This is a genomic window from uncultured Thiohalocapsa sp., assembly GCF_913063425.1.
GTDB lineage: Bacteria > Pseudomonadota > Gammaproteobacteria > Chromatiales > Chromatiaceae > Thiohalocapsa.
This window is the reverse complement of record NZ_CAJXYK010000051.1, coordinates 29,171-42,797: the sequence shown is the minus strand read 5'-3', so window position 1 is coordinate 42,797 and position 13,627 is coordinate 29,171. Positions and strand designations below refer to the sequence as shown.

The window sequence follows — 13,627 nt, the reverse complement described above, 5'->3', positions numbered from 1 at the left end:
CTGAAGGCGCTGGAGACCATCGACTGGGACAAGATGTACAAGCGCTACGGGCAGCCCAACGATCTGCTGGTGCGCCTCAACATCCACGGATTCCGCGTCCGGGACGTGCCCATCCGCCCCATCTACGGCATCGGCGAAAAGTCCGGCATCCGTCCACTGCGGATGATCCCCCGTCTGACACTGCTGCTGCACAGGCTGTTCTGGTACCGGATGGTGCAGAAGTACGTGATCCGGGACTTCCATCCGCTCCTGTTCTTCTATGCCGCCGGCAGCGTGCTGTTCCCAAGCGGTCTGCTCTTTGGACTCTACCTTTTCCTGCTCCGCGTCTTCCATGGACCCGTGGCCGCGACCTCGGCCCTGTTCGCGATGTTCCTGTTCCTGAGCGGGCTGCAGTTCCTGCTGTTCGCGATGTGGATGGACATGGAAAACAACAAGGAACTGCGCTGAGTGTTTTCGCTTGGCGGGCTTTTTCGGACACCCGAGGTGACGCCGCATGATTGTCTCATCGCTGGCATCGCGCAATGGATATGCAGCTAGCGTTCGTAGCCGAGCACGCGCCTGGCCGCCGCGAGGCCGAGTCGGCGGGCGTTGGAGGCCAGCCCTGGCCGCCAGATTCGGCTGTAGGGAACAAGGTCGCCACCGAACCCGCGATAGTAATGCTCAATCGGGCGGATCACCGAGCCCTCAAAGTCGAAGCCCAAGCCTCTCCCCAAGGTGTCGTCGATGATCTCAGCGATCAGGTACGTATTGGCCGCCGGGTCTGTTTCCGGCTTGCATCCATGAGCCAGCAGATAAGCCCATTGCTGATCTTCGATGACGAGTGCCGCGCATTGTGGGTCTCCATGGCCGGAAACCGCCTGCCACACCCTTCCAAGTCCGCCGGCTATAAGTGCAGTCGCGAACCGCGTCATTGCTGCGCGCCCCTTCGGCGGCGGTGCCTGGCGTTGGCGGTACGGCGCCATCAATAGGTCGTAGATCAGGTCGTCATAGTCTGCCCGTACCACACAGTGGAGCTGCCGCCGCTCCGCGGCACGGACGTGGCGCCTCACGCGGCTGTGGCTTTCCTCCAGCCAAGTGCCAGCGCGCTCCGCTGGCAGCCGGTAGGTGTAGAGTGTCGTCTGTCGATAGCCGGCCCAACGCAGCGGGAGCCAGTTGTCGTAGCCGGGGTGGAAATTGTACTCGAAGCTTGGATAACGGCGCAGGCCTGGGAGCAGATGCTCATGCAACTCGTAACGGCGGCTCGCCTGGGTCGTCTCGGTGCCGGGCAAGGCTGCAAAGAGCACTCCGGCGTACTTGACGAACAGCGGCAAGGCATAGGCGCCGAGATGGCCTTGGATCAGGGGCACGCCGGCAAGAATCTCCTTTCCCCGTCGCACCGCCAAGAGCTGGAAACGACAGCCCAGGGCTTCAAGGTAGGGCGTGGAGGCGAAGACGCTCCCTTGGGGGCTTGCCGCGACGAAGGCATTCCACGCAGGATAGTCTTCTGCGCCGAGGGATTGGTAGCTGGATGTCATTGCTGGAGCGCGGAGATGGGGAGGCCAGGTTGGCGGGCAATGCTGGCGTGTGAAGATAGCCCATCATTGTACTCGCACGGGTTCCAAGCTGGTGGTCCTTCTGTGTGGAGAAGTACCCCGGGTGCTTTGTGCACGCGGTGTGTTCGGCGATCTGGTCTGCAACAGCAGGCCAAACGTGAAGCTCAGGCTCGCCAACATTGGTTCTGGCGAACGGGCGCCGAGCGCTCCGCCGCGCAATCGGACCGAAAATGAACGCCCTGCTCCGCTCGGTAGCTCTTGCAGCGCAACGGCGATTCGCCGGCTTTGACCCATGGATATGTGAAGCCCTTCACGTAGATATTCCGAGTCAATTGCAGCCTGTGTTCTTGGTGGGCGCGCCACGCACGGGCTCCACCTTGCTCTTTCAGTTGCTCGCACAGCATTACCGGCTGACCTATATCAGTAACCTGATGGCCTTGGCGCCCAGATATATGGTCAGGCTCAGCCTGCGCTGGCCTGGGCTATGCTCGGGCTACCGCGGCGGCTTGAGGGAAAGCAGGTTCGGGTACCTTCCGGGGCTGTTGTCCCCGAATGAGGCCGGCCGATTAATGCGCGACTGGTTTGACGGCGATAACTACCCGACGACTGCCGACATGGTTCGGGCGACGGTCGCCGCCCTGGCGGGAATCGCCGACGGGCCGTTAGTTCTCAAGAATCAGACTAACACGCTGCGCCTAGACAACATTCGACATGTATTCTCCGACGCGCGGATGCTGCATCTACGCCGCGACATGCGCTTCACCGCGCAATCGCTCATCCTGGCCAGGCGGCGCCTGCTTGGCAGCGCGGAACATTGGTGGAGTGTAGCGCCGCCGGGATATGAGTCCGTACTCGACCGGGAACCGTTGTATCAGGTTTTGTGGCAAGTCGAGCAGTTGGAGGAACTGGGGCTCCTTGCGTGTCTCGCAAAGCCGGACGCCTCCTTGGTCGTCGACTATGACAGGCTCTGCATTGAGCCGGCGAGAACGCTAGAGCGCATCGCCGCAAAGTTTGAGCTAGCCGCGCGTGATACCTCACCGCCGGCCCTGCAGCCGGCCGAGGTGGCCAAGCTGCCGGCCGCCGAATGGGACCGTCTGATAGACATCCATCGGGAGCACTTCGCCGCCTCCGAACAGCGGCGGATCGAACGTGCCCGCGTTCTGGATCGTTGACGGCATCACTGATCTCTGTTGCGCAATCATGCCCGTATCTTGGGGCCGCAGACCCCCCAGTAGGATTCCCCAATGGCCCGAAGCTCCATCGCCCGCTTTTTGAATACTCTCGCCGCGGAGGCGTTGCCGCCGGCTTTGCGTGATTCGGCCTCGTTTCGTGCTGTCCTGAAGTTGCTCTTCGGCGCGCGAGTGGCTGCCTTCGACGACCTCCGGCAATGCGCGCCGACGATGTCACAGACGGACTTGAGGCGCTTCTACGCCGGGCAGATCCGGCGTCGCTCCGCCAGGGTGACCGACAACACTAACGCCGTGATTCGACGCATCGAGGCCGACGTCCTGCCAGGACGAGTCTGCGACGTGGGCTGCGGCACCGGATATCTGCTCCGCAAGCTTACCGCGGACGGCTCATGCACCGGGGTGGGTGTGGACCACCATATTGCCGAACGCAGACTGGCTGGCAACATCAGTTTTGTGGAAGCGAGTATCGATGGACTGCCCTTCGCTGATGGAGCCTTTGAAACGGTTGTTTCGACACATACGCTTGAGCACGCGCTGCAACTGTGCTCTGCGGTGCAGGAGCTTCGGCGCGTGGCTGCCCGCCGGCTGATCGTCGTCGTGCCACGGGAGCGACCGGGCCGCTGGGGACTCAATGCCCATCTTCATTTCTTCGTCTATCCGTGGCAGCTCGCAGTGGTAATGCGTCCACAGGGATCCTATCGCTGCGAACGCATGGGTTCCGCGCTCTATTACATCGAAGACATGGAGGAGGACTAGCGCGCGACCAAAGCCGGCGACCGGTACTCAAAGGCGACATTAACGGCCGCTATTCATCGCTTCCGGCAAGCCCTCACCTCTCATCCGAAAACGTCCACAAGTTGAGTTATGCGGCTTCGCTCTTGGTCCACACTGCTGGTCTATCTCTCGCTGCTGTTTCTTGTGGTCTGGGCGCTACAGGCTGACTATTTGCGAGCCTATAACATCGCTGACCCTCGGGCGCTATTCGCTTCTCTGGGCTTGGTATTGGCGGGATTCCTCTTGGCGGCGGCGGCTTGGTGGAGACTCTTGGCCCTGCATGGCTTGCCCGTATCGTTGCGCTTGTCTCTGGCATCAGTCGGCGTCACGATATTTGCGAAGTACATCCCCGGAAAGGTCTGGTTGATCGTTGGTCGCGCCGGTTATCTTGCCGAGCGCAGCGCTTATAGGCTGGCGCCACTGTCGCTCGCATCGCTGCGTGCACAGCTGTTGACCCTGTGGATCGGCGTACCATTGGGCGCGCTCACCTTTATGTTTGTAGTGGACGCGAGCTGGCGGGAACTCGCCTGGCTTGCGATTGGACTCTGGGCATTGCTGGCGTGGTTGCTGCGATTCGATGTGGCTGGACGCAGCGCATCCTGGCTGCAGAATCGATTGCGCCTTGAGGGACCAGACATTGAGCTACGGATGAGCGGATTGGTTAGGATCGCGCCCTGGTTCTTAGGCGTGTGGGTGTGTTGGGCCGCGGGCTTCGCGATGCTAGCGGCGGCCTTTACCGGTGGCGCACCACGGCTCGACGACGGGCTCGCGTTCGTGTTGGCGACGACGTTGGGCGTGGTTGCGGTGATCGCGCCCGGTGGTCTTGGTGTGCGGGAAGGGCTGTTGATTGCCCTATTGGTCATGCTCGGGCGACCCGCTGAGCTTGCGATTACGTTATCGGTGGTCGCACGGCTGTGGTTTCTTGCGGGGGAAGCGATGCTGTTTTTTGCTGGACTGGTGGCCGCCGGCCGAGGAGCGCGTTCTACATAATCGAACATCCTATGAGTACTTTGGAAATGGCCGGCGGTGCGCACCGTTAACGCGAGATGGGCTTCGGTTGAGAGCCGGCGAAAACCAGCGTCTAGCGCGGTGCAGCACCAGTTTGAGGAGGTTCAAGGCGATTTCTCTTGCGCTTGCCTCGAGCAGCGCTAAACGGCCGACGGCCCATCGCTCGGGGTGACAGCTCAGGACAATACGGCGCTCATCACCGTCGATCAGTCTTCGAGCGAGGCCTTTTGGCGCTATCGGATGGTCCAGGTTACGACCAGCAACGTGATCACGCAGGTTGTACTGGCTGCCGAAGGTGCCGCCGGTGTCGGTGACATAAAGCATGTCGGTGAAGTCCATGTCGGTCGCGTCGCCGAGTAGGCCGAGGGCCTGCGCGTCGATGCTGGCGGTGAAGTCCATGTTGGAGCTGGCTGCGAGCGGGGCTCCGTGCGGGGAGACAGTGGTCACGGGCACGATGGCCCGGCAGGCGGCGAGCTCACGGGCGAAGCACTCCACGGCGGCGACGCGGTCGCCGCGGGTTCGGGAGAGGCATTCGTAGTGGAAGCCGGTTTCGTGGCCCAGGGCGGCGATGCGGCGCATGGCGGCTTCGGGAAAGCGCCCGCGGGCGTCGCAGCGGAAGTAGTAGGTGCTGTGGATGCCGCGGGCGGCTTCGGCCTCTGCCATGGCGACGGCGCGGGCGGGCAGCCGGTCCACGTCGTGGCGGAGGTAGGCCCGGCGGGTGTCGCTGTCTTCGCCCGCTGAGGCTGCGCCCTGCCCTGCCTGGTTGCCGGTGAAGTAGTCGCGGATGGGGTGGCAGCGGAAGCCGGCGGCGCGCAGGTCGTCCAGCAGGGCGAGGTAGGCATGGAGCGGATGGGCCATGGCGGCGCGGGTGGGTCGGGATGCCGGTTTGGTGCTGGTCGGGCTGGCGCCTGCGGGCTGCGGTGGCGGTGCCGGGCGCCGCTGTGGGTCCGGTGCGGCGCGCTGTGGGCTGGAAGGTCTTGCCGCTCGATTGATGATATCAGCAGAGTGGGATGCTTGACGCGCTGGGTGTGTGACGCGGTTGGCGGTTTTGGTGCGGGCGGTTCAGATGTGTGTTGGGAGCAGTGGTGGGGGTGGAAGCTGTGCGGATAACCTTCGGGGTCGGTCACTTTGATTGTTGCTGGCTTCTGGTTGTCGGGCGGGGTTGTTTGTGTGGTTGATTGTCGCGGCAGGGATCCCGCTCCCACGGGGCGCGCGAGTGTGTGGGAGCGGCCTCTGGCTGCGATCTGGGCGGGGCTGGTGTGTGCGGGGCTGTCGCGGCAGGGATGCCGCTCCCACAGCGCGCGGGTGCCTTTGGAAGCGGCCTCCGGCTGCGATGCCATCAATGCCGGGACCGGGCGCGCTGCTGCGGGCGCCTTGCGCGGGGCAGGCTAGGCGAGCAGCCAGTCGAGCAGCCTGACGAGCCCGGTGACGGCGCCGATGGCGCCGATGATCCATACCGTCTGGCGGTGCATGGCGGTGCGGAGGTTGGCCTCGGTGGATTTGAGGTCGACCCGGACCTGTTCGAGGTCGACCCGGACCTGCGCGATTTCCTTCTGGAGGCGCAGCTCGACTTCCTTGATTTCCTTGCGGACGCCTTCGATCTCTTGCTGGAGCCGCAGCTCGACTTCCTTCATCTCCTTGCGGACGATTTCGATCTCCTTCTGGAGGCGCAGCTCCGACTCCCGCACGTCCGCACCACGGGCGATCTCGCCCGGCCGCGGCAAGCCTTCCTCCAGCTCGCGGATAGCGTCCACGATCAGGCGGAACCGGGTGCGATCGTCCGGCGCCTCGTTGACCTGTTCGTAGAGCCTGAAGGCGAGTGTCATGGGGCTGGGGTGGCGGCTGCGTCGGGGGCTGGGATCGCTTGGGAGATGGGGTCGAGCATAGCAAATCTGCTCGGCAGATCGGTGTGCGTGGCGGCCTTGCGCACAACTCCGACCACCTTGGCCGCTGACTGCGTAGTCAGGCCATCCTGGCCTGACAGAATCAGGGCTGAAAGCCCTGACTACGCAGGGTAGGACGGCGTAGTCAGGTCATCCTGGCCTGACACAATCAGACATGCTATTGCGTCGAGCCGTGCCGGCAGAGTGAGTGGAGGAGGCGCCGTTTGAAGCGGTAGCGGGCGTTTGGGTCCTCGCGGGTCCGGTCAGTGCAGCGGTTTGTCCGAACTGAGTCCGCTGCGGCCTGACGCGCAGTAGAGCGCGCCAAGACGAAGCGGTCGAGGCCCATCAACGGGGTTGCGAGCCAACGCGCTTGCGCCTAAGCTTGTTGAAGATTTAACCAATCCGGTGCACCCCATGGCGACGATGAACTTCAGCATTCCGGACGCCATCCGGGATGCCTTCAACCGGGAGTTTTCCGGACAGAACAAGAGTGCTGTGATCGCCCGCCTGATGCAGCAGGCCGTTGCCGAGGCCGAACAGCAGCGTCGGCGCCAAGCCGCCTTCGAGCAGCTCACCGCGGCCCGGCTCAAGCGGCCTGCGCTGACCGCTGCCGCCGCCCGCGCCGCGCGGGAATCGGGCCGGCCCTGATGGGGCCTGATGGGCCCTGATGTGCCCTGATGGCGGCTGCATCGCGCACATGATCTTGGTTGTCGACGCCAGCGTCATCATCAAATGGCTCTTTAACGACCCCGAGCGCGAGGCCGGCACCGAGCAGGCGACAGCATTGATGGCCGCCGTCGTGCGCGGTGAGCACCGCGTTGTTCAGCCGCAGCACTGGCTGATCGAGGTGGCCGCCGTCATGGTGCGCGAGACGCCCGAGCGCGCCCAAGAGGATCTTGCACTGCTCGCGGCCATGGCGCTCCCCGTTCGCGAGGACTTCGCCGTGCTGATGCGGGACTGTGCGCTGGCCGTCGATCTCAAGCATCACCTTTTCGACACCCTCTACCACGCGGTGGCCCTTGAGTCGGATGCTCGCCTGATCACCGCAGACGACCGCTACCACCGTAAGGTCAGGGCGCTGCCGGCCATTCAGCACCTGAGCCACTGGGATGGCTGAGCCAGCCAGTTGGGTGGACATGCGCTGTGCTGTCGCTCACGGCACGCAATTATGGGGACGGTATACTTGACTGCGTCTTGCTGCGAAGCTTTGGGCGATCCTGCTGTCCGGCTGGGTGTCGCGGCAGGGATGCCGCTCCCACGGCGGGCAGGCGCGCTCTGGGCACATCAATCCGCTACCGGCCCAACTGCACTCGGGGCACACCGGCGGGATCGGCAGTGAGCTGCCGCGGGCTCGTGCGCGGGGCAATTGACCGTCCGCCGGGTGGATGCTTGCGTTGGGTCCGAAGTCGGACGCTTGTCGGACCCCTGCGTCGCGGCCCCACTGGCGCTTGCATGCCGGCGCGTCAGTCGGGCAAGAAGCCCGCGGCCAGCATGTCGTCCAGTTCATACGGGCACTCGTGCGGGAAGGCGTCCTCCGCAAGGCCGGTTTCACGCGCGGCGTCGCGAACGGCCTTGGCGTAGATCTGGCCGGCGGCCTCGGCGAGCCGCGGCCGGAGGCTGGGACTGTCGAGCAGCAGCGCTTCGATCTCATCACGCTGATGATCGATGGCTCTCAACCAGCTCGGGCCGCGTTTGTCTGGCTGATGCTCCCACTTCAACAGGTGCATGATCAGCACCTGCAGGCGGCTCCGCAGCTGCCTGAGATCCCGCTTGCCCATGCTTTCGAGCTCCTCGGCGACATGCTCCGCATCCACCTCTGACAAGCGACCGCTGCGCAGCAGTTGCACGTTGTGGGTGATCCAGGCGAAGAAGTCTTGGTCGTAATCCGCGGAGATTGACATGGGGTGGATGTCGGTCGTTGCGAATCTGCGTGCCCACAGGTTAGCGCTGCGATTCGGCGGATGCCAGCTTCGTTGTGGGCCTGATCCGGGGGACGATCAGGGGGATGATCAGGGGAATGATCAGGGGGACGGTAACCTTAACTGGTGTGCACCTCGGGTTGCAGACGCTGCCTCCGTGTCCGGCTGGGTGTCGCGGCAGGGATGCCGCTCCCACGGGTCCGGGCGCTGTTGCGGCGCGCTCAACTGCTCTTGCCAGGTTCTCACCCTCCGTCTCATCCCAAGCTCGCCGCAGGCCGCCGCTTTGTGCCGCGTGATCGACAGTGGCCGACAGCATCTCCGAAAGGGCATGACTGAACGCCGCGGAGCTGTCGCCACCGAAGCTGTGCCCCAGCATGTGGCCATGCCCTGCCAGGCGGCGCAGGGGTTTTCGATGACCTTGCACGGCGGCAGCGCGATCTGCTCCAGCAGGTCGGGGAAGAGGGTCTTGACCACGGCTTCGAGAATCAGTAGCAGACCACGTTTCTGCCGCGAATGACCCCGCGCAGCTTGGTGCGGCACAAGGCCCAGTGATCCGCCACCGCCACCTCGCCTTGGCGCTCACCCGATCCTACCCGCGCCCGAGCGCAGACAGCTCGGCAGAGCGTCGCGGCGGCCACCAGCCCGGTGCGCCAGTCGAGCGGCAGCGGTCGCAGGGATTGGTCACGGCGGCGGGGTGTGCGGGCGGGCTTGCGCTCGCGTGACGCGTGCGCCGTGCCGGAAGCCGGGAGGTGAGGACGCGAGCGAGGGGTGGAGCGCGCCGCCGGCCGGCTGCCGCGGGGCCGGGTCGGCGGCGCGGCGCTGCCCGTGACGACGCCGGTCGCCGGTACGACCTTGATAGCGCGCTGACCACGGCCGTTGGGGTCGTTGCCGGCGCTGAACACCCAGCGGCTGCCTACCTGCGGCGCGCTGACTTGCGGCATGCGGAACGCGCGGCTGTCGCGGCTGAAGCCGCTCCGACGGGGGGGGCTCCAGAAGCGGCTTCAGTCCTGCTGCTCCGGTCCGATGAGCGCTTCTAGGCGGTCGGCGTCGAAAATGCCGTCGAGCCAGGCGTCGAGCTGGGCGATGGGCGCGGCCTGGATGCGTGCGACGGCCCAGTCGGGCAAGGGGCCGAAGCGTCGGGCCAGCAGCCGCCCAAGATCCTCTGCCTTACCTTCCGCCTTGCCTTCCGCTTTGCCTTCCGCTTTGCCCTCGGCAAAGATGCTCTGGTAGGCGCGGGTCTCTTGAATGGGGGTCGATGGGTTCAGCATGGCCCAAATCTCCTGCGCGGACAGGCCGCGAAAGCGTTCGAAAAACCAAAACTCCAAGACCTGCGACAACGCTTCGCGCGCCTCCTCGCTGAGCGGCGCGCCGCGGATGCGCTGCCAGAGGCTCGGTGCGCGGCGGCGCAGCTCGGCGTCGTCTTCGATCACCAGCGGCGCGAACACGGCGACAAAGGGGTTCTCGGGCTCGCGCTCCAGCCACTGGGGCAGAAACCGATCCAGCGCAACAATGCACAGCGGCCGCTCGCTGTCGTTGGCCCAGGCCGGCTGATCCGGGCGGTCGCGCTCGCGCAGCAGCACGCCGATGCCGAGCACTTCGCGCTCGGGAAACTGCTCGCCGTAGAGCCCCATCTTGGTGAGCAGGTTATACCAGGCCTTGGCCTGCGGCTGCCCTTGGAATTCAACCACGTACACTGGCCCGGCGTGCCCATCGGGCTCGAGAATCCCGTCCAGACGCCGCTCCAGGCTCTTGATGGTGAGGGAGCTGAAACGGTACTTACCCGAAAGCCTGTGTCCACCGGTCAGCACCCGAAAGGCTTCGGGGCCGGCCGTCAGGAAGATGTAGATGGGGTGGTCGGTCTTCATGTAACCGTTCACGGTGCTGAAACCTGCCATCGCCCCCGGCCCCCGCAGCCTGGGCCCAGGCTGTAGAATCCGCCAGGATCAGCACCTGCAGGCGGCTCCGCAGCTGCCTGAGATCCCGCTTGCCCATGCTTTCGAGCTCCTCGGCGACATGCTCCGCATCCACCTCTGACAAGCGACCGCTGCGCAGCAGTTGCACGTTGTGGGTGATCCAGGCGAAGAAGTCTTGGTCGTAATCCGCGGAGATTGACATGGGGTGGATGTCGGTCGTTGCGAATCTGCGTGCCCACAGGTTAGCGCTGCGATTCGGCGGATGCCAGCTTCGTTGTGGGCCTGATCCGGGGGACGATCAGGGGGATGATCAGGGGAATGATCAGGGGGACGGTAACCTTAACTGGTGTGCACCTCGGGTTGCAGACGCTGCCTCCGTGTCCGGCTGGGTGTCGCGGCAGGGATGCCGCTCCCACGGGTCCGGGCGCTGTTGCGGCGCGCTCAACTGCTCTTGCCAGGTTCTCACCCTCCGTCTCATCCCAAGCTCGCCGCAGGCCGCCGCTTTGTGCCGCGTGATCGACAGTGGCCGACAGCATCTCCGAAAGGGCATGACTGAACGCCGCGGAGCTGTCGCCACCGAAGCTGTGCCCCAGCATGTGGCCATGCCCTGCCAGGCGGCGCAGGGGTTTTCGATGACCTTGCACGGCGGCAGCGCGATCTGCTCCAGCAGGTCGGGGAAGAGGGTCTTGACCACGGCTTCGAGAATCAGTAGCAGACCACGTTTCTGCCGCGAATGACCCCGCGCAGCTTGGTGCGGCACAAGGCCCAGTGATCCGCCACCGCCACCTCGCCTTGGCGCTCACCCGATCCTACCCGCGCCCGAGCGCAGACAGCTCGGCAGAGCGTCGCGGCGGCCACCAGCCCGGTGCGCCAGTCGAGCGGCAGCGGTCGCAGGGATTGGTCACGGCGGCGGGGTGTGCGGGCGGGCTTGCGCTCGCGTGACGCGTGCGCCGTGCCGGAAGCCGGGAGGTGAGGACGCGAGCGAGGGGTGGAGCGCGCCGCCGGCCGGCTGCCGCGGGGCCGGGTCGGCGGCGCGGCGCTGCCCGTGATGACACCGGTCGCCGGTACGGCCTTGATGGCGCGCTGACCACGGCCGTTCGGGTCGTTGCCGGCGCTGAACACCAAGCGACTACCGACCTGCGGCGGTGATGACAGCGCTCAAGGCGTGACGGCGGGTGCGTGATCGGCCTTAGGGCGCAATAACAGGGACGGTATACAGAATGCGGGGCGGAGGCGAACCGGTCAATTAAGTATACCGTCCCCGTTTTTTGTCCCCGTTTTTTGGTCGGCTGATTGTCGCGGCAGGAATACCGCTCCCACGGCGGGCGTTCGGGATGCTGCAACAGCCCGGCTGTCCCTGTGGGTGTCAGTGCTCGTCGAGCACGTCGCTCAGGGAGTCGGCGTCGAGCACGCGTTCGGCCCAGCGTTGGAGCTGGGCGGCGCCAGCGCGCTGCAGGCGGGCGCGGGTGTCGTCGCTCAGGGGGCCGAAGCGTTTGCTCAGCAACATGGCCAGCATGTCGGCCTTGCCTTCAAGCGCGCCTTCCTGCTTGCCTTCCTGCCAGCCGATGCGGCGACCGATGCGTTCGACACTGGTGATGTAGCGCATTTTTCTGGCTCCTTCGTGGTCTTGAATGTCTTGCCAGAGCTGTTGCTCAAGATTCTCCGGCAGGCGCATCATCCAGTCCAGCACTGCGAACAGGTCGAGGATGCGCTGACGCCTCCAGCCGTGTTGGTAGAGCAATTCCACCAGCCGGCGCTTGAAGCGGTAGCGGGCGTTGGGGTCGCGGCGGGTGCGGGCGGTGTAGAGATGCGCGGCGGTGATGAGCGCGAAGGGGTTGGGGTCGCGCTCCAGCTGGTCGAGCCGGTCGGCGAAGTCGAGCAGCTTCGCCACCGGGAAGCGGAATCGGTGGTTGCAGCCCAGTTCCTCCAAGTCGAAACCGGCAGACTTCCAACCGGGGGTCAGGTCAGCCGATCAGGGGGACGGCAACCTTTTTTGGGCCGGGATCGAGAAGGGACTGAAGCAGGGGCGCGAGCAGGGCGAGCAGATCGGCTATCGCGAGGGCGAAGCAGACGGGTTGTACTGGCTCATCGAGAAGAAGCTCGGGGGCACCGCCGCCGACGACGTGCGCGCGCCTCTCGAGGCAGCCGACAGCGACAGCCTGCGGTTATGGTCCGAGCGCATCCTCACCGCGGCCAGCCAAGAGGCGGACTTTCGCTGAAAGACACAGGCTTGGCGGGCGGTGCAGGCCAGCTTGAAGCTTGCTGACGCCCGCTGCGACCTGAGGAACTGACGCTGCAGACCTTGCATGGAGTTGGGTACGCGGCGAACGATTGTCATCACCCAGGCTGCACAAGCCTCCCGAGCAACGCGTCCACCACGACGATCAGGCTGATCGCGCCGATGAGAAAGATGGTCCGACGGCGCAGGGCCGCCAGCAGGTTTTGCTCCATCGCGCGGAGGTCTTCGCGCAGACGCGCTGCCTGCTCGGGCGCACCTGTTTCAGGACTCGACATCGTGGCTGATGGCTCCACCAACTAGCTGAAGGGTAAACGAAATTCCCCTAGGTTGTCAGCTCTGACTGCCCGCGGCCTCGGCATCGGCCTTCGGCGGCGCATCCGACTTGGGCTTGGGCTTCGGCCCCGGCTTTTTGCGCATCAGCGACCGGCCGAGCCGCGCCTCCAGCGTCTGTACGAAGGTGTCCTGCCCCAGCGGTCGGCCGGTGCGCATGTGGGCATGGAGCTGGGCAGCGAAGGGGTCCTCGTCCGGCTCGGCGAGCAGGACATGCCATTGCGACACGCGCTCCAGCAGGGGCTGAACGTCCACCAGCTCGTCGTCGCGCCCCGCCAGATGCGCGCGGGCGCTGGACCAGGGCCAGTCCTCGGCCCGCTCACAGAGCCCGGCCCGCACCGGGTTGCGCTCGATGTAGCGGGCGGCAGCGATGAGGTGCTCTTCATCCATCACGAAGGAGTGGAAGCGCTCCTGCCACAGATGCCCCCGCCAGTCATTGCGCGAGTTGATGCGCCGGGTGTAGCGGCGGTGCGTCTCGGCGACGGCACAGCGCAGCCCGTCTTCGTGGTCCGGCACCATGATGAGGTGGACGTGGTTCGGCATCAGGCAGTAGGCCCAAACCCGGGTGCCGCAGCCGGCGGCGTGTGTGGCCATCAGGTGGCGGTAGGCCTTGTAGTCGTCGTCATCGAAGAAGGTCTGCTGGCCGCGGTTACCGCGCTGGGTGATGTGATGCGGCAGGCCGGGGGCGACGACGCGGGCGATTCTGGCCATGAGCGGGCATGCGGGTGGGGTCAGTGGTGAGTCCAGTATACTGTCCCCGCTCGTTGGGCGTCGAGCAGTTTTCCCACAGCTCGACGCGCCATGATCCGCGCCATTCCGGAAGCGCCTTGCCTAGGCTG

The 13,627-nt window shown here is 65.2% G+C and carries 17 protein-coding genes and 1 pseudogene; 7 read left to right on the top strand and 11 right to left on the bottom strand.

Features of this window, described 5'->3' with window-relative positions:
* Positions 1-447 (top strand): annotated as a pseudogene (locus QZ607_RS21435) (glycosyltransferase family 2 protein); the annotation flags it as partial.
* 86 nt (positions 448-533) lie between these two features.
* Here QZ607_RS21435 and QZ607_RS21430 read toward each other — a convergent pair.
* A complete protein-coding gene (locus QZ607_RS21430; protein ID WP_295886987.1) occupies positions 534-1,514 on the bottom strand; it encodes a hypothetical protein in 981 nt (326 codons plus the stop codon).
* Positions 1,515-1,762: 248 nt separating this feature from the next.
* Between QZ607_RS21430 and QZ607_RS21425 the strand changes: the two genes are divergently transcribed.
* The 3 genes from QZ607_RS21425 to QZ607_RS21415 all read left to right on the top strand — a co-directional run bounded on the left by QZ607_RS21425 (position 1,763) and on the right by QZ607_RS21415 (position 4,486).
* Positions 1,763-2,704, top strand: coding sequence for a sulfotransferase (locus QZ607_RS21425; protein WP_295886984.1), 942 nt, complete (start codon positions 1,763-1,765; stop codon positions 2,702-2,704).
* A gap of 72 nt (positions 2,705-2,776) precedes the next feature.
* The gene (locus QZ607_RS21420) at positions 2,777-3,478 is read left to right on the top strand and encodes a class I SAM-dependent methyltransferase (protein WP_295886982.1); all 702 of its coding nucleotides are present in this window, start codon (positions 2,777-2,779) and stop codon (positions 3,476-3,478) included.
* Between the two features lie 108 nt (positions 3,479-3,586).
* Positions 3,587-4,486 (top strand): lysylphosphatidylglycerol synthase domain-containing protein, encoded by a 900-nt coding sequence (locus tag QZ607_RS21415; RefSeq protein WP_295886979.1) that lies wholly within the window; start codon positions 3,587-3,589, stop codon positions 4,484-4,486.
* Positions 4,487-4,495: 9 nt separating this feature from the next.
* Here the strand turns inward: QZ607_RS21415 and QZ607_RS21410 are convergent, their stop codons facing one another.
* Positions 4,496-5,362, bottom strand: a complete 867-nt coding sequence (locus QZ607_RS21410; RefSeq protein WP_295886976.1) for a hypothetical protein — start codon at positions 5,360-5,362, stop codon at positions 4,496-4,498.
* 530 nt (positions 5,363-5,892) lie between these two features.
* The gene (locus QZ607_RS21405; RefSeq protein WP_295886974.1) at positions 5,893-6,330 is read right to left on the bottom strand and encodes a DUF1640 domain-containing protein; all 438 of its coding nucleotides are present in this window, start codon (positions 6,328-6,330) and stop codon (positions 5,893-5,895) included.
* A 471-nt stretch (positions 6,331-6,801) separates the two neighbouring features.
* Here QZ607_RS21405 and QZ607_RS21400 point away from each other — a divergent pair, with 471 nt between their 5' ends.
* Together QZ607_RS21400 and QZ607_RS21395 are read left to right on the top strand one after the other, a co-directional pair.
* Complete coding sequence (locus QZ607_RS21400; RefSeq protein WP_295886972.1) at positions 6,802-7,035, top strand: hypothetical protein; 234 nt, start codon at positions 6,802-6,804, stop codon at positions 7,033-7,035.
* Between the two features lie 49 nt (positions 7,036-7,084).
* Positions 7,085-7,504 carry a type II toxin-antitoxin system VapC family toxin gene (locus QZ607_RS21395; protein ID WP_295886969.1) on the top strand — a complete coding sequence of 140 codons (420 nt, stop codon included), beginning with the start codon at positions 7,085-7,087 and terminating at the stop codon, positions 7,502-7,504.
* Between the two features lie 346 nt (positions 7,505-7,850).
* Here the strand turns inward: QZ607_RS21395 and QZ607_RS21390 are convergent, their stop codons facing one another.
* The 6 genes from QZ607_RS21390 to QZ607_RS21365 form a co-directional block, all read right to left on the bottom strand.
* A complete protein-coding gene (locus QZ607_RS21390) occupies positions 7,851-8,288 on the bottom strand; it encodes a DUF29 domain-containing protein (protein WP_295886966.1) in 438 nt (145 codons plus the stop codon).
* A 503-nt stretch (positions 8,289-8,791) separates the two neighbouring features.
* On the bottom strand, positions 8,792-9,247 hold the full coding sequence (locus QZ607_RS21385) for a hypothetical protein (RefSeq protein WP_295886963.1): 456 nt from the start codon (positions 9,245-9,247) through the stop codon (positions 8,792-8,794).
* A 60-nt stretch (positions 9,248-9,307) separates the two neighbouring features.
* Positions 9,308-10,171 (bottom strand): DUF2887 domain-containing protein, encoded by an 864-nt coding sequence (locus QZ607_RS21380; RefSeq protein WP_295886961.1) that lies wholly within the window; start codon positions 10,169-10,171, stop codon positions 9,308-9,310.
* A complete protein-coding gene (locus QZ607_RS21375) occupies positions 10,083-10,421 on the bottom strand; it encodes a DUF29 domain-containing protein (RefSeq protein WP_295886958.1) in 339 nt (112 codons plus the stop codon). Before QZ607_RS21375 ends, QZ607_RS21380 begins: the two co-directional genes overlap by 89 nt.
* Before the next feature lie 503 nt (positions 10,422-10,924).
* Positions 10,925-11,344 (bottom strand): hypothetical protein, encoded by a 420-nt coding sequence (locus QZ607_RS21370; protein WP_295886955.1) that lies wholly within the window; start codon positions 11,342-11,344, stop codon positions 10,925-10,927.
* A 241-nt stretch (positions 11,345-11,585) separates the two neighbouring features.
* Positions 11,586-12,110, bottom strand: coding sequence for a DUF4351 domain-containing protein (locus tag QZ607_RS21365; RefSeq protein ID WP_295886950.1), 525 nt, complete (start codon positions 12,108-12,110; stop codon positions 11,586-11,588).
* Positions 12,111-12,129: 19 nt separating this feature from the next.
* Here QZ607_RS21365 and QZ607_RS21360 point away from each other — a divergent pair, with 19 nt between their 5' ends.
* Entirely contained in the window at positions 12,130-12,438 is a 309-nt protein-coding gene (locus QZ607_RS21360; protein WP_295886947.1) for a hypothetical protein, read from the top strand.
* Positions 12,439-12,556: 118 nt separating this feature from the next.
* Here QZ607_RS21360 and QZ607_RS21355 read toward each other — a convergent pair whose 3' ends face one another.
* Positions 12,557-12,754 carry a hypothetical protein gene (locus tag QZ607_RS21355; RefSeq protein WP_295886945.1) on the bottom strand — a complete coding sequence of 66 codons (198 nt, stop codon included), beginning with the start codon at positions 12,752-12,754 and terminating at the stop codon, positions 12,557-12,559.
* A gap of 34 nt (positions 12,755-12,788) precedes the next feature.
* Positions 12,789-13,499, bottom strand: coding sequence for a transposase (locus QZ607_RS21350; RefSeq protein WP_295886942.1), 711 nt, complete (start codon positions 13,497-13,499; stop codon positions 12,789-12,791).
* Positions 13,500-13,627 lie beyond the last annotated feature (128 nt).